The organism is Kitasatospora sp. NPDC050543 (assembly GCF_044457565.1).
Lineage (GTDB): Bacteria > Actinomycetota > Actinomycetes > Streptomycetales > Streptomycetaceae > Kitasatospora.
On sequence record NZ_JBITGZ010000028.1, the window covers coordinates 46,734 to 68,680 of the forward strand.

Annotated in this window: 17 protein-coding genes; 14 read left to right on the forward strand and 3 right to left on the reverse strand. The window is 73.2% G+C overall.

Features of this window, described 5'->3' with window-relative positions; genetic code table 11:
* Positions 1-27: 27 nt before the first annotated feature.
* The 3 genes from ACIBH3_RS27720 to ACIBH3_RS27730 form a co-directional block, all read right to left on the reverse strand.
* The gene (locus ACIBH3_RS27720) at positions 28-1,272 is read right to left on the reverse strand and encodes an MFS transporter (RefSeq protein WP_396314811.1); all 1,245 of its coding nucleotides are present in this window, start codon (positions 1,270-1,272) and stop codon (positions 28-30) included.
* Positions 1,273-1,407: 135 nt separating this feature from the next.
* On the reverse strand, positions 1,408-1,965 hold the full coding sequence (locus ACIBH3_RS27725) for a TetR/AcrR family transcriptional regulator (protein WP_396314812.1): 558 nt from the start codon (positions 1,963-1,965) through the stop codon (positions 1,408-1,410).
* Positions 1,966-2,248: 283 nt separating this feature from the next.
* Positions 2,249-2,887, reverse strand: coding sequence for a flavin reductase family protein (locus ACIBH3_RS27730; RefSeq protein ID WP_396314813.1), 639 nt, complete (start codon positions 2,885-2,887; stop codon positions 2,249-2,251).
* 543 nt (positions 2,888-3,430) lie between these two features.
* Between ACIBH3_RS27730 and ACIBH3_RS27735 the strand changes: the two genes are divergently transcribed.
* The 14 genes from ACIBH3_RS27735 to ACIBH3_RS27800 all read left to right on the forward strand — a co-directional run bounded on the left by ACIBH3_RS27735 (position 3,431) and on the right by ACIBH3_RS27800 (position 21,889).
* Entirely contained in the window at positions 3,431-4,267 is an 837-nt protein-coding gene (locus ACIBH3_RS27735; protein ID WP_396314814.1) for a hypothetical protein, read from the forward strand.
* An 83-nt stretch (positions 4,268-4,350) separates the two neighbouring features.
* Positions 4,351-5,640: a hypothetical protein gene (locus ACIBH3_RS27740; RefSeq protein WP_396314815.1), complete on the forward strand. Its 1,290-nt coding sequence runs from the start codon at positions 4,351-4,353 to the stop codon at positions 5,638-5,640.
* A 92-nt stretch (positions 5,641-5,732) separates the two neighbouring features.
* Complete coding sequence (locus tag ACIBH3_RS27745; RefSeq protein WP_396314816.1) at positions 5,733-6,131, forward strand: hypothetical protein; 399 nt, start codon at positions 5,733-5,735, stop codon at positions 6,129-6,131.
* Positions 6,132-6,175: 44 nt separating this feature from the next.
* On the forward strand, positions 6,176-6,454 hold the full coding sequence (locus tag ACIBH3_RS27750; RefSeq protein WP_396314817.1) for a hypothetical protein: 279 nt from the start codon (positions 6,176-6,178) through the stop codon (positions 6,452-6,454).
* A gap of 31 nt (positions 6,455-6,485) precedes the next feature.
* Positions 6,486-8,093 (forward strand): hypothetical protein, encoded by a 1,608-nt coding sequence (locus ACIBH3_RS27755; RefSeq protein WP_396314818.1) that lies wholly within the window; start codon positions 6,486-6,488, stop codon positions 8,091-8,093.
* Positions 8,094-8,758: 665 nt separating this feature from the next.
* Positions 8,759-11,824, forward strand: a complete 3,066-nt coding sequence (locus tag ACIBH3_RS27760) for a hypothetical protein (RefSeq protein ID WP_396314819.1) — start codon at positions 8,759-8,761, stop codon at positions 11,822-11,824.
* A gap of 10 nt (positions 11,825-11,834) precedes the next feature.
* Positions 11,835-12,344: a hypothetical protein gene (locus ACIBH3_RS27765; RefSeq protein WP_396314820.1), complete on the forward strand. Its 510-nt coding sequence runs from the start codon at positions 11,835-11,837 to the stop codon at positions 12,342-12,344.
* Positions 12,341-12,781: a hypothetical protein gene (locus ACIBH3_RS27770; RefSeq protein WP_396314821.1), complete on the forward strand. Its 441-nt coding sequence runs from the start codon at positions 12,341-12,343 to the stop codon at positions 12,779-12,781. Before ACIBH3_RS27765 ends, ACIBH3_RS27770 begins: the two co-directional genes overlap by 4 nt.
* Positions 12,772-14,673: a hypothetical protein gene (locus tag ACIBH3_RS27775; protein ID WP_396314822.1), complete on the forward strand. Its 1,902-nt coding sequence runs from the start codon at positions 12,772-12,774 to the stop codon at positions 14,671-14,673. Before ACIBH3_RS27770 ends, ACIBH3_RS27775 begins: the two co-directional genes overlap by 10 nt.
* Positions 14,673-15,050, forward strand: coding sequence for a hypothetical protein (locus ACIBH3_RS27780; protein ID WP_396314823.1), 378 nt, complete (start codon positions 14,673-14,675; stop codon positions 15,048-15,050). The genes ACIBH3_RS27775 and ACIBH3_RS27780 overlap by 1 nt, the downstream gene beginning before the upstream one ends.
* Positions 15,050-15,598 carry a hypothetical protein gene (locus ACIBH3_RS27785; RefSeq protein WP_396314824.1) on the forward strand — a complete coding sequence of 183 codons (549 nt, stop codon included), beginning with the start codon at positions 15,050-15,052 and terminating at the stop codon, positions 15,596-15,598. Before ACIBH3_RS27780 ends, ACIBH3_RS27785 begins: the two co-directional genes overlap by 1 nt.
* Positions 15,591-16,910, forward strand: a complete 1,320-nt coding sequence (locus ACIBH3_RS27790; RefSeq protein WP_396314825.1) for a baseplate J/gp47 family protein — start codon at positions 15,591-15,593, stop codon at positions 16,908-16,910. Before ACIBH3_RS27785 ends, ACIBH3_RS27790 begins: the two co-directional genes overlap by 8 nt.
* The gene (locus tag ACIBH3_RS27795; RefSeq protein ID WP_396314826.1) at positions 16,907-21,259 is read left to right on the forward strand and encodes a LamG-like jellyroll fold domain-containing protein; all 4,353 of its coding nucleotides are present in this window, start codon (positions 16,907-16,909) and stop codon (positions 21,257-21,259) included. Before ACIBH3_RS27790 ends, ACIBH3_RS27795 begins: the two co-directional genes overlap by 4 nt.
* Before the next feature lie 18 nt (positions 21,260-21,277).
* Complete coding sequence (locus tag ACIBH3_RS27800; protein ID WP_396314827.1) at positions 21,278-21,889, forward strand: hypothetical protein; 612 nt, start codon at positions 21,278-21,280, stop codon at positions 21,887-21,889.
* Positions 21,890-21,947: the final 58 nt, after the last annotated feature.

Sequence of the window (21,947 nt, forward strand, 5' to 3'; positions counted from 1 at the left end):
GTGGTGGAGCGGGTCGGCTGGAGCGGGTCAGTGGGCGCCGGCCTGGTGGGCGCCGGCCCGCCGGTTGCTCAGGGCCAGTGAGGCCAGGGCCGGCAGGAGCAGCAGCACGATGGCGGCGGCGTACAGGGACACGGCGGTGCCGAGGCCGTAGCGGTTGGTCAGTGCTCCGGCCATGATCGCCGGGCCGCTCATGGCCAGGTAGCTGACGCAGTAGTAGGCGGCGAGGGTGCCGGCCCGCTCTGCGGGGGCGGCCGCGGGGAGCAGCAGGCGCAGTGCGCCCTGGTTCACCGCGCCGAAGCCGGCGCCGGCCAGTACGGTGCCGGTGAACAGTACGGGCAGGCTGTGCAGGTGCAGGCCGCCCAGGGTCAGCAGGGCGCCGGGCAGCAGGGCCGCGGTGCCCGCGGTGCTCACCGTCAGGGCCTGTCGCCGCCGTACGGCGCCGACGGCCAGGGTGGCGCCGGCGGTCAGGGCGAAGAAGACCAGGCCGCCGGTGGCCTGCGGGGCGTGCGGCGCGATCAGGTGGGCGAGGGAGGGGCCGAGTGAGGAGTAGAAGCCGCCGAGGGCCCAGGCGGCGATGACACTGGGCGCGATCATCAGCAGCACCGGGCGGCCGGCCGGGGCGACGGAGATGCCGGGCAGCAGCGAACGCCAGACGCCCTGACGCCGCTGGGCGGTCTCGGCGGTGAGGGCGAGGGCGGCGGCCTGCGCGGTGAAGAGCACCATCAGCAGCAGGTAGACGGTGCGGGTGGGCGCGGGGGCGTACTGCACCAGGGCGATGGAGGCCAGGACACCGGCCGCCATGCCGGCCACCGGGGTGAGGCTGTTGGCCAGCGCGGCCCGTCCGGGACGGTCGGGGTCGTCGAAGTCCAGCAGCGCGGCCCCGGCGGCGCCCGTGGCGACGCCGGTCGCCAGGCCCTGGAGGATGCGGGCGGCGATCAGCCAGGTCACGCCCGGGGCGACGGCGAAGGCGGCCATCGCGGCGGCCTCGGCCAGCAGTGCCCCCGCGACCACCGGGCGCCGGCCCAGGTGGTCCGAGAGAGCCCCGGCCACCAGCAGCGCCACCAGCAGGGCGAGGGCGTAGGCACTGAAGACGACGGTGATCGTCAGGGCGGAGAAGTGCCACTGGGCCTGGTAGAGGGCGTACAGCGGGGTCGGTGCACTGGAGGCGGCCAGCAGGCCGAGCAGGATCGACGCGTGCAGGGTTAAGGCGTGCCGACGGTGGAGCGTGGGGCGATGGCGTGTCGGGGGCGGCGGGGCTATGACACTGGGCATGGCTTCTTCCGGGGCGCTTAAGGAGAATTCTTAGCTTTAGCTATGCTCCCACGAGGAAGACCACTAACGCAAATGATTCGCTTTTAGTGGGGGTCGGGGCGTGCCTCGGAACGCCGCCCGCATCCGCGAGCCGCGTCAGGCCCCTTCGAGTACGGCCCCGACCAGCCTGCGGGCGTAGGCCGCCGACAGGCCGTCGGGGCGGAAGAGGATCCGGTACATGATCGGAGCCACCACGCCGTCCAGCAGCGCCTCCACACCGGGCACCGCCTCGCCACGCCCGGCCGCGCGGGCACCGATGGTCTTCAACTGGTCGGCGGCGTAGTCGGAGCAGCGGGCGGCGCTGTCGGCCGAGTCGCCGGCGACCGCATCCCGGATGTAGGTACGCCCCGCCGGCGCCGCCATCTCCTCGACGAACTGCTCGGCCCACGCCTCCAGATCGTCCCGCAGGCTGCCGTGATCGGCCGGCGGCGCGTCCGGGCGCAGCCGCTCCACCGCGACGTCGGACAGCAGCTCCTGCAGGTCGCCCCAGCGCCGGTAGATCGTCGAGGGAGTCACACCCGCCCGGACGGCGATCAACGGCACGGTGAGCGCGGCCCGGCCCCGCTCGGCCTCCAGCTCCTGCACAGCCCGGTACACCGACTGCTGCACGCGCGCACTGCGCCCACCGGGGCGCACCTCAGCTCGGGGAGTCATGGCACCCATCCTAACGCGAAATAATTGCATCAGCAGGGGTCGCACCCGCACACCACGTCGCACACCACGATGTCCGGTGTCCGCGCGGCCGACGAGGCTCTGCAGCCCGTCGGCGAGCGGGCGGGCCGAGTTCGGCGGCGGATCGTCGAGCAGAGCCTGGAGCGGCCCGTACTCCTCGGCGGGCGGGTCGGGGCGGGCGACGGCGCGCGCTCAGGGCCGGGGCCGGGGATCGTCGCGCGGCTGTGGCCGTCGAGTAGACCGTCCCCGTGCGCCGCGCCACCGCTCAGAGGGCCGCTGTCCGGAGCTGATGCGGCATGTTCCAGCCCTCGGCGAGCTTCGACGGATGCACGTTGTGTCCACCGCCGAAGAACTCGCAGAACTTCATGATGAGAGGGTCCCAGCCGAGCGGGTCGACATGGTTCGTCCCCGGGATGACCAGGTCTTCCTCGACATGGGCGCGAAGGATCTCGACCTGGAAGGAGGTGGCATACGGAGCGGGACTGCCGAAGGGGTACGTCGAGACGACCCGGCACTCCAGCTGGACCGGGCATTCCGCGACCCGGGGTGCGCGGACCAGCTCCGATGCCTGCTCGGTCAGTTGCGCGGCCGAGAACTTGTCCGGCTCGTATCGGTAACCCTGCGCCGCCTTGTGGTCCGGCACGGCCGATTTGCCCGTGGTGAGGGCGATCCGGTCAACGGCGTCGACCATCGCCGATGACGGCAGGTTGAGCACGCACTCGCGTTCGCGCAGCAGGTTGGCCGTCGTCTGGCCGCTGTTGCCGAGGCCGAGCATGCAGGACTGGCCCAGCCACCAGGCGGAGGACATCGGCGCGAGGTTCGCGGTGCCGTCCCCGTTGAGCGAGCTGATCAGCACCACCGGTGTCCCGAAGTACAACACCTTGAGCCCGGGGACCACGTGCATGGGTTTACCTTTCGCGGGATGAGCTGAGGAGACTCGCCATGCGGTGCACGAGCCGTCACCGACTCTCTCCGAGCCGAGCGCAGGCTGCTGGCGGCAATCGGACCTTGCGTTCCGGCAGGTCGGATCGATCACCTCACCCATGGACACCCAGCCGATTTGCGGACGATCGCGATGAGTGGACGACTGCGACTCTGATCGGAAGGCGTTCGAGCGGGCCGTTTCCGGAGCCGGGCGCGCAGCACCGTTTCGGTGTGTCCGATCGTTGCGTCGGGCCCGTGACGTCGCGTCATCCGGTGGAGGGGGTGCACCTCCGCACCCGAACGGCGTAGTGTGGGGGAAGTGAATCTCACGTTCGAAGCGTCGCCCATCTGTGCCCTCCGGACGGAGAACCAGCGGAGCGCCACGCGTCGGTGACCCGACGATCCGACCCAATGCCGGCGTGTGCCGCGAAACCGCTACGCCCCTCGTGGGAGTCCGTGTCGTCTGGGCCCGCGCCCGCGCAAGCCGCCCGGCGCGGAGTCCGTGGTGTGTGCGGGAAGCGAGATGAACGCGTTCGCCGACCAGCTCATGATCAGGTACCTGGCGCCGGACCAGGCCGAGTTACTCCTGGTCCCGCAGGACGACACCGACCGGCGCCGGGTGCAGGCCCTCCTCGCGGGCGTCTACGAACCGAGCCTGCTGGAGGTGCGGTTCGTGGACAAGGTCGCCGTCCGGGTGACCGGCTTCCAGGTGCCCGTGGCCGCTCCGGTGACGGTCCGTGGAAGCTGGGAGAAGCTGTTGCCGGACGTCGCCCAGGCGCGCGCCGTGCTGGAGTTCCCGTCCGCCGCTGAGCCGCAGTGGATCGATCTGGCGCTGGAGGCCGTGGTCACCGCGCGGGTCGAGCTGACCGCGGGCGCGCTGGACGCGATCGACTCCGAGGACCTCCGCTCCGAGGAGCTCGCCTCCCTCACCGACGAGGAGTTCGCCCGGCGCTTCTCCTTCCTCGACCTCACCGAACTGATGCGCCGCGCCAAGGTCGCCGACCTGGCGGAGCTCCGGGAGCAGTTCCCCCGGCTGTACCGCCTGCACTACGCGCAGGCGCCCCCCTTCGACCCGGGTGCGCCCGGCCGGATCTACCGGCTGGGCGTGTCCGTGTTGTTCTTCCCCGATCTGGACCTCGGCGCAGCCCTGCGCCGGCTGGCCCGGTGCCGGCGGGCGCTGGACGACCTGCGTCCGCGACCCGACGAGTACGACGGCGGAGAACTGCTCGCCGCCAGTGCGTGGCTGGCGGTCTTCCCCGCCGCCGCGCTCGCTTCCCCAACCGTGCCCGGGACGGCCGAGCAGGTGTCCCGCCTGCTCGCCGCCGAGGGCTCCGTGGCCGCGTTCGTGGACACCAGCTGAGCTCGTTCCACCCGTTCCGAAGGACGGCCTGGTGACGGACCGTCACGCATCTTCACCGTCGGACCTCACGTAAGGAGCGGTCGATGGCGGTCAAGTACATCGATGTCAAAGCCAGCAGCGACCTGTTCGCGCCCGCCGTCCGGGCGTTCGGGGACATCGCCATCATCGGCAGGAGCGGCTTCGGCACCGCGGCGGCGAAGCCCGAGGACATCGGCTCGCCGGCGGAGGCGGCGAAGAGCTTCCCCAACGCGCTGACCAGGCTGTCGGGCGACGCCGCCAAGGATTCCCCCGCCATCACCGTCCCGGTGGACCTGCCGGTCGGTGCCGCCGTACGGATCGGCGTGGCTGCGGACACGGAGGTCCGTACCGTGACGAAGTCGGAGGACGCCGGCGGGAACCGCACCCTCACCCTGAACCGGGCGCTGGACCGGGAGCACAAGGCCGGCGCCGTGGTCGAGCACGAGAGCGACCTGCTGCGGGCGATCAGTGCGGTGTTCCGCCAGTCGCCGCCGCCCACCAGGGTCTGGGGCGTCCAGGTGGACTTCGGCTCCCCGCTCTGGGACGCCGCGTTGGACGAGGTCGGCATGCTGGACGTGCAGATCGTGGCGCTGGCCAACATGCCGCTCAACGACGCCAACAAGGACACGCTCGGCCGGCTCGCCGACCATGTGAAGAATGCCGGCGGGGACGGCAAGGAGCGGATCGGCGTCGCCATGCTGGACAGGGACCTCCCCGTCGACAAGATGGTCGAGCAGAACGCCGCCCCGGTGAAGAACGAGCGGATGGTGCTGGTCGCTCACAGGTCGCCGGACGACGTGGCGGCCGCCACGGCCGGGGTGATAGCCGGGTACCGGCCGCACATCTCCCTGCTGCTCAAGCCGATCAACGTCGCGATGACGGGGCCGTTCGCCGACTCCGACGTCACCCTGCTCGACGACGCCCGGATCAACTGGATCACCAGCCCCGTCCTCCTCCCCGGCCACGCGCAGTACCTGGGCGAGGGCTACACCGCCGACGAGAGCGGCGGCAAGAAGTACATCGACGTCGTCCGCACCCTCGACGACGTCAACTTCCGGATCAAGGCCCAGCTGATCAGGGCGATCGGCAACCTGAGGGTCTCCCGGGTAGGGCTGCGCTCCGTGGTGACGCTGGTCGAGTCGGTGCTCGCGCCCCTGGTGCAGCAGGAGGTCATCGAGGACTTCGCGGTCGTGATCCCGCTGCTGGTCCTCCTCGACAAGGACCCGGTGCAGCTCAACCCGGCGGAGGAGCAGAAGCTGAAGGACGCCCGAAGCACGCGGTCGGTCCCCATGACGGTGTCCGTCGTCTACGCCGGCGCGATCCACCGGCTGACGATCGACCTGGTCTTCACCTGACCGGGGCCGCCGGGATCGCCGGGACGACCAGGACGGCCGGTCCGACCAGGGAAGTCCATCAGGGAAGATCAACAGGGAAGTGAGGGGCGACCATGCCCGAAGCCACCAAGTGGGACACCCGCCTGACGGTGATGCTGGACGGCGCCGCCGTGTCACCCATCGACTCGTTCAACCCGACCTTCAACGTCCCGGTCCAGCCGGTCCACTCGCTGGAGGCCGACAACGTGGCCTATGTCGTCCAGCCGAAGGCCTTCACCTTCACCATGGCCGTGAAGGCGATCGGCACGGCGGTCGCCACCCTGACCAAGCTGGCCCTGGAGCGCACCAGCTTCAGCATCGGCGTGCAGGAGCAGAAGGGGACGGACTGGACGTTCAAGAAGATCACCTTCAACGACTGCTACATCACGTCCGTCGCCAACACCATCGTGATCGACGGTGTCCCGACCACCACGTTCAACTGCATCTGCCTGCAGGTCAGCTCCGAGAGCTGAGCCGCGCGGGGAGCCCTGAGGAGCTGTGACCCACGGAGGTTGTGATGACGGAACCGCTGCCGGGACCTGGCGGGGAGCGACCGGACCTGGACGAGACCGTGCTGCCGGTGACCCGCGGCGGGCTGGTGGCGGTGAGCGCGGGGGAGAAGATCGTCGCGGCGCCCGGCTCCGAGGCCGCGGTGGCCGCCGCAGCCGCCGCGGGCGGCGAGGTGCACTACTGGTTCCCCGTCAAGGTGGTGCTGGCCGGCGGTGGTGAACAGCCGCCGCCCGGCGACGACGTCGTCGACACCGTCTGCGCCGCGCTGTACGAGGCACTGAGCTGACCGACCGACCGGTCCGAACCGAGGAGCGGGCATGCCACGGACCATCTGCCACTTCCCGATCACGGTGTCGCTGGGCCCCGACCCGACGGCCGAGGACCTGGAACGGCTGGAACAGGCCGTCGTGGAGCAGCTCACCGAACGGCTGGCCGAGGCACGACGGCAGCTGGAGCTGCGGTTCGCCGGGCCGTGGCAACCGGCCGGCCCGGCGGGCCGCCGAGCCGAGGAGGACGCCGACCCCGACCGGATCGGCGAGGCCGGCACGGTCTACCAGGTGCCCTCCTACGACGCCGGCGGCGCGCTGAGGCCGGTCCGGCTGCACGCCGCCCCGCCGTCGGGCCCGTCCGGGGGGCAGCCGCCCGCGGACCAGCCGTTCGACATCACCGCCTCGCACGCCGGGGGTGCCTACGGAGAGCACGACCTGCCCTTCGAGCTCGGCCGGCGCGGAATGCGGCTGCTGATCACGTCCTCCGGGCCGGGCGGGCACAAGCTCACCGGGCACGGGGCCGACGCGGTGGCCTACAACCCCTCGAACGGCGAGCTCTGGGTGATCGACAACAAGGCCACCGGCGCCCGGAAGAAGCTTCCGGGTGAGGACGCCACCGCCCTCGGCAGGAACCTCGGGACCAGCCTGGAGGAGATCGTCATCGCGGTCCGCGGCATGCCGGACTTCCCCGAGCGGGCCGGGATTCTCCGGCGGCTGGCAAGCGCGTCGGAGGCCGTGAAGGCCGGGAAGCCGATTCCCGAGGGCCTCAACGTCAGGCTCAAACTCACCAACGCGGGCGGCTACGGCCACCGCGCGAGAAACCTCCCGCCCCAGGTGGAGCCCGAGGACGTGGTCGGGCCGGAGGTCCGGGCCCAGCGGAAGCGGGACGAGGCGGAGGCACGGAAGGAAGGCAGACGGCGGAACGAGGCGGTGCCGACCGGACGGCCGCGCAGCCATGACGAGACGCAGGCCACGCGCGAACGGGTCGGCGGCGTCCTCTCGCGGGAGCCGGTCCCCGGCGGGCGGGCGGCACCGGACACCCCGCCGCTGCCCTCCGGCTCCCGACTCGGCAGCCACCTGCGGGTGCTCGGCGGGGAGGTGCTCGTCCTGGCCGGCCTGTTCGCCTGGGAGATGCTGATGACCAGGCTGGAGCGGGCCATCGAGGGAGCCTGGCTCCGGCCCCGGGCGGAGCACCGGATGCGGGAACTCGAACCGGTCGTCACCGCCCGCCTCGACGCGCTCGCCGACGACCTGGCGGAGATCCAGCTCGGCCACCTCGGCGCACCGCTGTACGGCGTGGTCGGGTTGCTGACCACCCTCCACCGGGCCCCGGGCGAGGACGAGGCGCTGATCGGTCTCTCGATCGAGCTCACCTCGGTGTCGGTGGGCACGGAGAAGGTCGAACGCACCGAGCACTCACGGGTCTGGGTGGGCAGCTGGCTGACCGCTCGGGCACCGGAGGACCTCACCCGGTGGACCATCTCGATCGAACTCGACCCGCTGACCGGTCCGGAGCTGCGCGACCACCTGCTGCGGCGGATCGCCGCCGAGGAGTTCGAGGCCGGCTCGTCCTCCGCGACCCCGCGCGAGCGGCTGGCCTCGCAGCGCCGGCGCGACGAACTGTTGCGTCGGCTCACCGAATTGGGCGGGCCGTGAGCACCGGCGGCGGCACCGTGTGGATCCGGCCGCACCGGCCGGACCAGGTGGAATTCGAGGGCGTCGACGGCGTCGGCCCCGCTCCGGAGCTGCGCCGGGCGCTGGAGCAGGTGTTGCTGCGGGCGGTTGCCACCGTGCTCGACCGGTTGGAGCCGGCGGACCTGCGGATCGAACCGGCGCCCTTCGCCGCTGCGGGCCCGGGCCCGGCGTTCGCCGAACCGCAGGGTGCGCCGTCCGCGCCGCCAGCGCCCGCGTTGCCGTCCGCTGTCGAGACACCTCCCGGACCGGCCGTGCCGGCGCTGACGGTGGAGGAGTCCGAATCCTCGGAGGCGGAGCCCACCGAGGCCGTGCCGAGCAGCGGGGCCCGGCTGCGGTTTGCGATGTCGCTGCCCGCGGACCTGGTGGACGACCCGCCGGAGCCGGGGACACCCGCCGCCGGGCCGGCCGCTGTGCCTGCCGCTGCTTCGTCTGTCGGGCCGTCCACTGTGCCCGCCGCGGCTCCTCCGTCCGTCGGGCCGTCCGCTGCGCCCGCTGCTGCTTCGTCTGTCGGGTCGTCCGCTGCGCCCCCCGGGCCTGCCGCTGGACCCGCTGCCGCACCGACCGCCGGACCGGACCGGGCCGACGAGGTGGTCGAAGGCCCCAGCGGGCTTGAGGACCGGGGGGTGATGACTCTCCTGGAGGGCCGGACGATGGTGCTGGTGGGACGCGCCTCGCGGTTCGTCCGGGCGACCAACCTCTCCCGGGCGATCCAGCTGGGCCGGGCCGTCTTCGGCGCCACCTCGTTCGCGGTGCTGGAAGGCCCGCTGGGTGCGCCGGACAGCAGGATCTGGGCGGTCGCCACCGACATCACCGTCGGCAACGAGGCCCTGGAGGTCTCCGGGGGACAGGCCGCCACCGGCTCGGAGCTGAAGGCGGTCAAGGCCACCGTGGAGCGGGTGCTGACGGACCGGGACGGTCACCGCTACGAGATCGTCACCGTGATCACCAAGGAACGCAACACCGTGAGCACGGACCTGCAGTCGGGTCTCCGACTGCACCAGCGGCTGGCGGCTGGCGGAGCGGAGCTGGCCGAGGAGAAGGTCCGGGCGCTGGTCTTCACCGTCCTGGACCCGCTCGTCGACCAGGCGCTCGCAGGCGACGCCGAGCGGCTCCGGGAGGCCGCCGACCGGCTGGCCGAGCTGGACGGGGAGGCGTTCGCCCTCGTCGACTGGATCACCAAGTCCCGGTATCTCACCGTCCTCATCAAGGCGTGGACGTGGAAGGCACAGCAGCGGGCGATCGTCGAGCTCATGCGCTCGCTGCAGAGCGTCGCCGAGCTGGACGCGGTGCGGCAGCGGTTGGCCGAGGCCAAGGTCGCCACCCAGCTGTTCGAGGACCTCGGGGACGACCTGTGGGACCTGCTGGTCACCGTCGGCATCAGGTTCGGCGGCCGGGAGAAGCTGACCGACCAGGCCTTCACCGCCCTGGTCGTCGAGTCGTTCGCGCTGCCGCCGGGGACCAGGCAGGCGATCCGCGAGAACGCGCTGACGGGCGCGGGCGAGGAACTGACCGACGTACTGCGGTTGCAGGTCATGTCGGCGGCCGGTGCGGTCGTGAGCATGCTGCGCGGGATGATCGAGGGGCTGGAGCTGATGGTCACCCGGCCCGATCAGGTGATCATCGGCATCGGTCAGCTGGCCCGGCTGCTGGTGGTGTGCGAGCTCTCCGGCTACGGCTACGCGCCCGCGCAGGCCGAGATACGCCTGCTGGTGCAGCAGATCGGCCCGAAGCTGGCGGCCGGGCTGCGGGGCGCGGCGGTGCTGCACGTCGGCCCGAACGTCCTGAGCAAGATCAGGTGGGCGGTGGCCGTCGAGGTGGCGTCCTGGTTCATTGGCATCGGTGAGATCAAGGCGGCCGCCGAGGCCGTAGGGCTGACCGAGAAGCTGGCGGTGCTGGCGCGGTTCCTCGGCCTGATCGGCAAGGCGGCGGAGACCGCCGAAGGGCAGCGCGCGGTGCTCCGGCTGACCCGGTTGGCCCGCGCGATGCGGGCCGGCAGCACGGTGCTGCGCGAGGCCGAGGGGGAGGCGGAGGTCATCCGGCTGCTCTCCCATCTCCCGGCGGAGGAGCAGGCCCGGCTGGCCCGGCTGCTGGAACGTCACGAGATCGCCGAGGGTGCCACCCTGGCGCAGCTGTCGGCGCACCCGCAGCTGGGCGAGGCGGTCCAGCGGTCGGTGCGCAAGGCGGAGATCCTGCAGACCTTCGCCGGCAGGTCCGGTGGTCTGACCGACGAGCTCGGTGCGTGGTTCCGCCACCTGGCCGGGCCCGGCGGCTTCGAGGAACGCGAGCTGGCGGCGATGGCGCAGGCGCTCAAGCCCGGCGAGGGCGGCACGTTCCTGGCGGCGCTGGAACGGATCGGGTTCCGGCGGATCGGCGCGGGCGGCGAGGTGGGGGCCGGGTTCCTGACCGCCCTGGCGGGAAGCCCCCGGGGGATGAACGCGGTACGGGCGGTCGGCTGGAAGGTCACCAAGGCGGCGTTCGAGCACGCGGGCGGCGAGGCGGAGCGGTTCGAGGCCGTGCTGCTGGAGGTCGCCCGGGCGCAGGAGCAGGCCCGGCGGAAGGACAGGGCGGCCGCCTTCGCCTCCATGCTGGAGCAGCTCGGCCACGGCGACACCGAGGCCTGGCAGCTGGTCACCGGGATGGCCAGGGCCGGCCAGATGGAGCACGCGGACGTACTGGCCTGGATCGAGCGGACCCGGAGCCTCTACCGCGGGACACCGCTGGAGGAGGAGATGGGGAAGCGGCTGGATGGGCTCCGACGGGTTTCGAATAAGGACCGGCAGCGGGCGGCGGATGCGATCGAAGAGATCGAGCGCAGGCTCGCCGCCACCGGAGAGAAGTCCTTCGTCGACCAGGAGGAACTCGCACGGATCTTCGACGAAGTCGCGAAGTGGGCGAGCGAGGAGGAGAAGCTGCTGGCCCGTACGCCCGGGGAGATACCGCCAGCGCAGACCCCCGAGGTCTCCCGGACCCGGCACCCCCGAACCCGCAAGACCAGGCGGGGCGAGCTGCTGGAACCAGGGATGACGGAGGCTCGCGCGCGGGGTGAGGACCTGCACCACATCATCGAGCACGGTGATCCGCGGGCCGAGGTGCTCAGGTACATCCTGGACGAGGCGGGGATCGACGTGCTGACGGCCGAGCAGAGCGGCATCTTCCTGCCGCGTACCTCGATGGACGGGCGTACGGCGCCGCGGGCGCTGACCCGGCACCAGACCCTGCACACCAAGGGCTACCTCAAGGAGCAGATCAGGCGTTTGCTCGAGGGCAGGGAGAACGGCACGGTTGCCCAGGAACTGGCAGTGATGAAGGCGGAGCTCCAGGACGGTGTGTTCTTCCACATCGAGTCCGGCGCCGACAAGCGGGAGAGCTGGACCGACTGGCTGGTCAGGCACCGGGAGGACTTCGTCTTCATGTCCGACGACGAGTTCGATGAGCTCGTGGAGGCCACCCGCCGGGCACCTCGGGCCGCAGCTCCGGCTCCCGTCGCCGCTCCGGCGCCCCATCCCGCCCCCGCCCCCGCCCCAGTCCCCGAGCCCGAACCTCTCGCCCCGGAACCGCGGGTCCGGGTGGCGCCCGGAGAGTCCGCCGCCCCGCTGCCCGAGGAACCTCCTGATCAACTGCCCGAGGAGCTGGACGAGCCGCCCGCCCGGGCCGCCCGCCGCCTCGGCGACGACGACAACGGGAAGAGGTAGGTGAAGGACCATGGTCGCCGGCCGGAACGTCCCCGTGCTGATCGGTGCCGTGCCCCTGTTCACCGTCACCAGCCTGAGCCTGAACGAGGGCTACCAGGTGGTCCGGATCGCCGGCAGCCGGCTCGCCCAGTTGGTCGCGCCGACCACCCGGACCATCTCGGTCGACGCGGTGCTGGTCGGCTCCACCCGGCTGGTCGTCAAGAAGGGCCTGGAGAGCCTGGCGATGACCTCGCGCGCATTGGCGGCCGCCACCGCACCGCTGATGAACCTGGCCGGCATCCCGGTGGTCTGCGGGATGACCGTCAGCCTGGACATGCAGATCACCAGCCTGCGGTTCACCCAGTCAAACCAGAAGCGGGACGCCGTCGACGTCGCCATCACCCTGGAACAGGTGCCGCGCTCCAGCGTGTCGGCGATCGTCGGCGAGGCGCTCGACATGGCGCTGGCCGTCGGCATGGTCGCCGTCCCCAGCCTCAGCGCCAACATCCCGATCGAACGCCAGCTCGGAGGCACCCTGTGAGCACGCCCCGGTCCTCGGCCACACCCCGCCCTCCGGACGCCCCGGAGTACCGCCGGCTGCCCGTCGAAGCCGACGAGGGCCTGCCCCAGGTGTTCACCTGCCGCATCAGTGACACCTCCTACGAGTTCGGCCTCTACGCCGTGGTCGACGCCCGCCCGGACGACCCGCTGGACACCGTCTACGACCTGGGCCCGGGGCCCGCCGCGGACCCACCGGTCGCGCCGCCCGGCTACCTGGTGCTGCGCGTGGTCCGCCAGGGCCCGGGCGGGCCGCAGACCACCCTGCTGCGCAAACTGGTCGCCGAACCGGGGCTGGTCCACCCCGCCGACCGGCTGGCCGTCCGGCTGCTGGAGGCCAGGGTGGCCCGCGGCAACCTCAACGGCCGCGGCCACTACGGCAGCAGCATCGTGATCGGGGTGGCACAGCGATGGGCGTGATCATCTCCTACCTGGTCGAGTTCCCGACGCTCGGCGTCAAGGTGTCCAACGACGCCGTCTCCGGAGGCCTGCAGGTGGACGCCGAGATCACCGTGACGTACGCCCTCGGTGAGGCCGGCACCTTCGAGATCCACCTGAAGGACCTCCCGATGGCCGCGCACCGGCAGCTGGTCGCCGCGCTCGCCGGCGCCGGCACCGGCGTGGACGGCGGGGTCAAGGTGTCCGTCCGGCTCGGCTATCTGGACGCCCCCGGCGCCCGCCGAACGGTGCTGACCGGCCGGGTGGTGAAGCTGACCTCCTCGACCCGGTACCCGCCGCTCGGCATCACCCTCAGCGGTTTCGAGGAAGCCGCCTACAAGCTGCTCGCCACCGTCGCCGTCAATGTGGAGAAGGACGTCACCCGCACCGCCCGGATCATGCTGCGCAAGATCACGCCCACCCGGGCGGCCGAGCGCGTCGCGGCCGCGGCCAGCGTCGAGCTGACCGGCCCGCGCGACGACGAGGAGGAGCTCGCCAGCATCAACTCCGAGGACCGCCACGCCTTCGGGCTGCTCAGGCGGCTCGCCGACACCTACGGCGCCGAACTGCTGGTGCAGGAGGGCGCGGTGCAGTTCGGGAAGGCCGTGAGCTACCCGCCGGAGAGCGGACTGCCGTCGGTGCCCGACCCGTCCGCCCTGCTGGCCCTGTTCACCGCCGAGGACACCCTGGTCGCGGTGAAGGGGATGACCAGCGCGCGGCTGGCCGAGTTCCGCCCCGCCCACCTCGGCCCGGTCTCGCCGTTCGGGGTCGAGAGCGACCTGCCGACCGGCGACGTCTCCGCCTTCGACTTCACAGTGCTCGGGGTGCCCGACCTACGGGCCGGGCAGCTGGTCGCGGCCAGCGTCCAGGGTTACCAGAACCCGCTGGAGGGCTTCCGGATCACCCAGCTGACGCACAAGCTGGCGCGGGACACCGGATACGTCTGCACCGGCCGGGCGATGGCCTTCACCAAGGCGACGGCCTCCCCCGCGGGGACGGGCTCCGCCAAGGACGGCAACCGGCGGGCCACCGCCAAGGCGCGTCGGGGAACCCCGCAGGCCGTGGCTGCCGCGATCACCGGCCGGATCAGGGACGAACTCGCGCTCACACCGTCCGTCGACGTCGGGCAGGTGCGCACCGCCGATCCGGCAGCCCGCACGGCGAGCCTCGGCTACGGGCAGAGCGGCGACCGTCAGGTGGTCTCGCCCAGCGTCGACCTGCCGGTGCCCGACGACGACCGCCTGCTGCCGGACAAGCCGCTCGCCGCGCCGTTCGCCTGGCACCGCGTCGGCCTCTCCGTTCCCGTCTACGCCGGTATGCGCGCGCTGCTGAACGACGTCCGGGACGTACGGGACGACACGCTCGTCACGGGCTTCCTCTGGGCGAACGACAGTGAGGGGCGGATGGACCGGCCGAAGGCCCACAGCGGCGACTGGTGGCTCTGCCTGCCCACCGAGCTCTCGTCGGGGCCCACCCCGCGCCCCACCGGCAAGGGCGTCAACGACCTCACCGCCGCCGACGGCCGCCGGGTCGTCGAGGTGGTCGGGCTGAAGGTCTCGGTCGGCAAGGACGTCTGCTCGCCGGTCGGCGACCGGCCCGACGAAGGCGCCGCGGACGAGTTCCTGCTCCGCCACGAGTCCGGCACCGAGGTGCGGATCGACGCCGGTGGCAACGTGTCCGTCACGGCGGCCGACAACGGCAAGGTGACGGTCACCTCGGGCGGCAGCGGCGAGGTGACGGTCAGCGCGGGAAGCGGCGGCAAGGTCGCGGTGAGTGCGGGCGGTGCCGAACTGACCCTCGGAGAGCAGAAGGCGACCGTGTCGGCCGGCGGCGTGACGCTGACGGTCGGAGACCGAAAGGTGGCGATCAGCTGATGCCCCTCGTCCTCGTCGAAGGCGCCGCCATCAGCTGCCCGCACGGCGGGCAGAGCAAACTCCTCGGCGGCAGCCCGAGCGTCACCGTCAACGGCCAGGGGGTGCTCACCTCCGGCACGGAGGCAGGCCTCGTGTTCGGCGGCGCGCCCGGCCCGCCGCCGCCCGGCACGGTCACACCCTGCACGGCGGTCACCCCCTCGGGCACGCCCCAGCCGTGCGTCACCGCGCCGACACCGCCCACGGGCCTGGCCACGCTCCTGTCCGTCGGCGGGCAACCCGCCCTGCTGGCGACCGCGGGCGGCGTCACCGCCAGTGGCGCCGGGCCCGGGACGTGGCAGGTCACCGACCCGGGCCAGCAGATCCTGGAGGCCGAGTGATGACCGACCCCGACCTCACCACCGTCGGCGCGACCGAGCCCACCACGGACGGCCCGACCGGCCTCCGGGCCGCCCGCCCGACGGGCGTACCCGCCTCCGGGGCGCCCGCCCTTGGCCGCAGCCTCGCCCTCGACGACGGGGACCTCGTCATCGACCGCATCACCCACGGGCCCGCCCTGGTCGAGGGCTTCCCCGCTCTCGTCCAGGCGCTCGTCCTGACCGTCCGCACCCAGGTCGGCGCCGACCTGCTCAACATCGGCTTCGGCTTCGACGCCCTCGCCGTGGCCCGCTACGCCGAGGGCGCCGCGGCCCGCAAGGAGCACATCCGGATGGAGCTGGTCCGTTGCCTCGACACCGACCGGAGGGTCACCGGCGTGCGCGAGGTCCTCTTCGAGGACGACCCGCGCTTCGCCGAACTCGCCCCCGACCGCTCCGCACTCCGCGACCCGGACGCCGCACGCGCCGGCCGCAGCCGCACCGTGTACGCGGTCGTGGACACCGTCGCCGGCACGGCGCTGACGATCGAAACGGGAGGACGTCTTGAGTGACCAGGACCAGTACGGTGTGACCCCGGACGGCTTCGTCCTCAAGGGGCTCGACCGCATCGTCGCCGACCAGCAGGCCCGCGCCCGCGCCATGTTCGGCAGCGACGTCGACCTCGGCTCGGGCAGCGCGCTGCGCAAGGTGCTCGACGCCGCGGCCGTCCACGTCCACGAGCTCTGGCGCGCCCTGGAGAAGCAGTACTACGCCAACTTCGTCACCACCGCCCAGGGCGACGCACTCGACCTGCTCGGTACCGACCTCGGCCTGGAACGGCAGTTCCAGTACGCCACCGGTACCGCCACGCTGGCCCTCACCGGCGCCGACCCGCAGCGCCGGTTCGCCCTGCCCCGGGGCACCGTCGTCGAGACCCAGGGCGACCCGCCGCACACCGGCCTGCGCACCACCGCCACGGTCACCCTCACCGCCGGCGCGCCGCCGCTCACCGTCGGCGTCCGGGCCGTCCTGCGCGGCCGCGCCGGAGAGCTGCCGACCGGCCAGGCGCTGCAGCTGGAGCCCAACTGGGCCCGGCTCCACCTCAACCTCGGGCCCGCCACCGTCACCGCCGCCGTGTCCGCCGCGGTCACCGGCGGCACCCTGCGCGAACCCGACGACACCTACCGGGCCCGGCTGCTCGGCGTCCCGCACACCCTGTGGACCAAGGACGCCCTGCTCGCCCGGATCCTCGACGTGCCCGGCGTGCGGGACGCCGCCGTGTTCGATCCGCTCGGCGGCGTCGAGACCTCCCGGGGCGACTTCCACACCTACCAGTTCGGCCAGCGCACCTTCACCGCCGGCCGCCGCACCGGCTCCCCGTACTTCTTCGACGTCGTCGTGGCCGTGGAGGAGGGGTGGCCCTGGCACAAGGACGAGAGCTCCGTACCGCCGGTCTACGAAGGCGTGCTGGACGTCGTTCGACAGTGGCGGCCGGTCTCCGTCTTCCCCGACATCAAACCCGCCGACCAGGTGGACGTCGGCATCCGCGGCACCCTGGTCGTCCAGGCCGGGCACGACCCGGAGGCCATCCGCGGCGAGATCCTCACCGCCGTCCAGGCCGGGGTGGACCGGCTGCGCCTCGGGCGCAGTGTGCTCCACTCCGACATCGTGCTCACCGCGCGGTCCGTCGCCGGCGTGGTGGACGTGCAGAACCTCCGGTTGCGCCGCGGCGCCCCGGCCTTCGGCGACGTGGGCCTCGGGCACGCCGTCTTCGGCAGCGCGGCCGAGCTGTCGGTGGGCGAGAACCTCACTCTCGCGGCCGAGGAGATCGCCCAGTTCGCCCTCGACAGCCCGCTGATCGACCTCCAGGTGGCCGGGCCATGAGTACCGACGCGTTCCCGACGGCCGGCCCCGGCCCGTTCCCGGCCGCCGACCTGTTCGAGGTACTGAGCGGCGGCCTCACCCCTGTCTACGACCGCGGCATGGAGCGCCGGACCCTCCCGCTCGGCACCGCCGAACCGGCCCCCGGCGTGGTCGAACTGCGCCCCTTCGCCTACGACTTCGCCGACTACGCGAACCGCTGGGGCCGCGAACCCGACGCCCCCCGCTATCTGCTCGCCCCCACCCGGACGACCGGCGAGGCGGTCACCGTCGAGGTCGCCTTCGGGCGCACCGGCGCGTTTGAGGAGACGGTCGAGACGACCGAGGCACGGTTCCCGGCCGGCTGGCCGGGCGGCGACGCCGTCGCCGTCGAACTGCCCGGACGCGCCGACGAGTTCACCCACGCGCTGCGGATCACCGCGATCCGGCCCAGGCCCCCCGCGCCGCAAGGTGCGGGCGACTGGCGGCTCACCGTACTGCTCGGCAACCTCGCCAAGCTGCTCTGGGTGGTCGGCCGGGACTACCAGGACGTCACCCGCCGGCTCGCCGACGTCGCCGCACAGCGCAACGCCCACAGCGCCCGCGGCGCCGGCCTCGACCTGCTCGGCCAGGACCTCGGCGCCCCCCGCTTCCCGCCCCGCCCCTACTCGTGGGACGACCGGACCATCGCGCTCTACCACCTCGACGACATCCCGCCGGACGGCTCCTCCGAGGTCCTGACCGTCGCCGACGCCGGCGGCCGATTCGGCGCCACTGCCCACGACGGGACCAACGAGGGGGCCCGGCCGGGCCGCGCCGGCCGCTTCTCCCTCGCCTTCGGCTTCGGGCCGGACGGCGGCATCACCGTCCCCGACCACCCCGATCTCGCCGTCGCCGCCGACGCCGACCTCACCGCCGAGGCCGTCGTCCGCCCCGACCGAGCCGCCACCGGCACCGGCACCGTGCTCGCCAAACGCGCCCGCCTCGACCCCGCCGCGCCCGGCTGGTCGCTCACCATCGGCGGCTTCCGCGGAATCGACCACAACCTGCGGCTCGCCCTCGGCGACGGCACCAGGCACCCCGAGCTCTTCGCCGACCGCGACCTCGGCGACGGCCGCTTCCACCACCTCGCCGTGACCCTGCGGCGCACCCCGGACGGCACCGTCGTCGGCCTGTACCTGGACGGCGTCCAGGTGGCCCGCGAGGTCGTCCCCGGGCTCGGCGCCCTCACCAGCCACGCCCCCCTGCTCATCGGCCGCTTCAGGGAGACCACCCCCGCGGCGCCCGCGGCCGCCCAGTACCAGGGCCTGATCGAGGAGGTCCGGCTCTCGAACACCGCCCGCACCTCCTTCGACCCGGTCACCGGCGAGGGCGACGAGCACTACCGGCACCGCCTGGAGATCTTCCAACGCTGGCTGGTGCCCACCCCCGACGCCCTCCAGGACGCGCTCAACCGCGCGGCCGGCCGGGTCCGCGGCGACCCGCCGCCGGCCGACGACCCGCACGCACCCCCGACCTCCTTCGAGATCGACGAGACCACCGGCGCGATCGCCACCGGCTCGCTCGACCTGCGAGTCCTCCCGGCACCACTCACCACCGGCCAGTCCATCACCGCCGACGGCGACCGGCTCCGCAGCGAGGCCGAGGCCGTCGGCACCGCCGCCGAGGAGTCCGACTTCGACCCCGGCTGGCTCTGCCGCCACCCCGGCGCCACCGGGCTCGCCTTCGCCGACGACAACGGCCGGCTGATGCAACTCGGCGTCCGCCGCGCGCTCGACGCGCTGCTCACCCGGCTCGGACCTCTCGCACCCCGCACCCTCACCGTGGTCCGGGCCTACGATCCCGCCGCCACCGACGACCTCTGCTCCGTCGGCCGGGCCCTGCTGCTGCGGCTCGACGGGCCCGGTGGCCCCGCCGGCCCCGGCCCGACCGCGGAACTCGGCGTCCAGGCGCACGCCGCCGGCTTCGGCTGGGTCGGCCACACCGCCGACGGCCTGCTGCGCGCCGCCCAGCCGGCCGGCGACGCCTTCGCGATCACCCTGCGCGCCGACCCCGCCGCACCGCCCCTCCCCGGTACCGACCTGACGGCCGGCCAGTCCGCCGACCTCGTCCTCGACCCCGACCCGAGCGAGCTCCCCGACGTCGCGCTCCGCTGGTCCGTCACGTCCGGCGGCCCCGGCACCGCGAAAGTCGAACGCGCCCCCGGCCGGCCCGCCGCCCTGAAGGCGGGCGCCGCCGGAGACGTCACCGTCACCGTCGAGGCGGGCCGGTCCGGCCACACCCGCACCGGACGCCGGGTGGTCCGCATCGGCGTGACGGAGGCCGAGCTGACCGCCGCCGGATCGATCGGCCGCGACGGCCGGCTCGGCGCCACCGAGGCCCAGGCGGCCGGCGCGCTCACCGAGGACTTCGACCCGGCCTACCTCCAGCTGCGCACCGACGACCTGACCGGCCCGCCCCGCCGGGTGGTCTTCGGGCCCGACCCGGGAGCGCGCCGGATGCAGCCGGCCGCCGGTGCGGCCCTGGACCGCCTGCTCGACCTGCTCGGCCCGACGGCCGGCAGTCTGCACGTGCTCGCCGCCTTCGACCCGGCCCCGCCCGGCCGGCCCGACCACGGCCTGGCAGGCCAGGGCCGTGTCCTGGAGCTCACCCACGACACCCTGTCCGCACCCGCCCTCGCCGTGCGTGCGTTCGCCGCCGGGGCCGACCACGTCGCGCTCGCGCCACCGGCCACCACCGGCGGGCTCGCCACCGTGCGGATCGCGGTCGCAGCGGGCGGGCAACTGCGGGCGGCGGTCGTGGGCGCCCCCCGGGCCGCAGGATCCTCCGGGGCCGCCGGGGCCGAGGTGCGGGTGACGGAGACCGTCACGGTCGCCGTCACCCCGCGGGTGGCGCCCGCCGCCGCCTGCCTCGCCCCCGACGGCGGGCGGCTCTTCCTCTCCGACCCCGGCCGACACCGGGTCCTGGCCGTCCAGCTGTCGGCCGCCGCGCCGACCGCGCTGCCCGTCCCGACGCTCTCCGCCGACCGGCCGGTGCACCCGCTGCCCGGCGCGCTCGCCTTCGCGGGCGGCCGGCTCATCGTCGCCCACCGGGCCCTCGGCCGGCTGGACGCCCTCGACCCCGTCACCCTGGAGTCCGACCGGTCGGTCGTCGACCTGCCCGCTCCGGCGGCCCTGGCCACCGACGGCGCCCGGCTCTTCGTCGCCTGCGCCGGCGACGACAGCCTGCGCGCGTTCGACGTCCAGACCCTGCAGCAGACCGGCAGTCTCGCGCTCCCGGCCACGCCCACCGCGCTCGCCACCGGCCCGAACAACCCGGTGCTCGCCGTCCTGTTCGACGACGGCGGGTTCTGCCTGGTGATCCGCGCCGCGCTGCAGATCCAGGGCGGCGTGGTCGACGCGGGCGTCAAGGCGCGGTGCGCGGCCTTCGCCTCGGACGGCACCCGGCTGTACGTGGGCGCGGACCCCGCCACCGGCGCCACCACCGGTTCCGTCCACGTCTTCCCGAACGGCGCGACCGCGCCGAGCGCCGTGGTGGCCGGCTTCCCGCCCGGCACCGTCCCGGTGGCGATGTGCCCGGCCACCGGCCGGCGGCAGCTGTACGTCGCGACCGCTGGCCCGGCGACGACCGCCGGGCGCGTCCACGTGCTGGACCCCCTCGCCCATCCGGAGGCGCCGAACAAGGAGGGGCTGCTGCCGACGGCCTTCGACCCGGGCGGCGACTGCCGGGTGCTGGCCGCCTCCCCACCCGGCGCGCCGTACCGGCCCTGCCTGCTGGCCACGGTGGAGTCCGCCGCCGCGGTGCTGCTCGCCGACCAGACCCCGCTCGCGGGCGACCCGCCGCGGCCGCCGCAGCTGGCCGCCCGGCTGGTGCCGCCCCTGGAACCCGACACACAACTCACCTGGGCCACCGCACCGGTGGGCCCCGGCCGGGCCGAGCCGAGCTCACCGGAGAGCCCGGTCACCCGGGTCGCCGGCCGCGCTCCCGGCCTGGTCCGGCTGACCCCCGCCTACCTGCGGGGCAGTCCGGTGCTGCCCTACCAGTGCGAGGTGCGGCTGCGGCCGGACCTGGAGGCCCGGCCGCCGGAGGACGTGGTGGTCAGCAAGGACCAGTACGACCTGGTGCTCAACATCCTCAACTGGTTCCAGCCCCTCGGCATCGAGTTCCGGACCGGCCGCCTCCGCCGCCACGTCCGCGAACTCGCCGACGCCGAACCCGGATTGCTGCCCGCCTACACCTTCCCCGCCTACCGGACCGGGGACCGGCGGCTGCGCGCCTTCCTGACCGCACCGGCGCCCGACGGCGAACGCTCCGAGGGCTCCGACGACGAGTACGGACCGACGACCGACGGCGCTGACGACCGACCACGCTGACGACCCTGGAGAACGACGATGGCAATCACTCCCTACACGCCCAAGTTCAGCCACACCGACTGGATCGACAACGAGGACCGGGTGCAGGCGGGCGGCGAGAACGGCTTCAACATCCGCTTCCACAACCTGGAGACCGAGTTCGCCACCTTGGCCGAGCAGCACCTCAACCCGCTGATCAACTCGCTCTCCACGACCGGCCCGTCCTTCCTCTCGCTGATACCGATCCTGGCCCCCAAGCTGTCGCCCGATGCCGCGCCCATCGCGACGATGCCGCCGGCCTGGGTGCTCGTGGGTGAGTCCGCGCAGAAGATCTCGGGGGTGTCCGAAGCGCACGGGATCATGAACATCACGCTCCCCGACGGGGTGGAGATCAAGTCCATGATGGTGGCCGGGAGCCAGTCCGTGCCGACCGATCCGTTCCCCTCGCTGGTGCTGCGCCGCAAGGCCGTCGAGGGCACCTCGGGTTCGGAGAACCTGATCACCATCGCCAAGTTCGGCGTCGAGGCCTTCCCCGCAGGGCAGGTGATCGTCAACAACAAGACCCACCGGTACAACATCACGGCTGATCTGAACAACGTGAACAAGGACAGCACGGTCATCCTGTTCACCTTCCGGATCACCTATCAATGAGCGGCACGGAGGAGGAACAGCCATGTCGTCGGTGGGACCCGCCCAAGCACAGGACAGC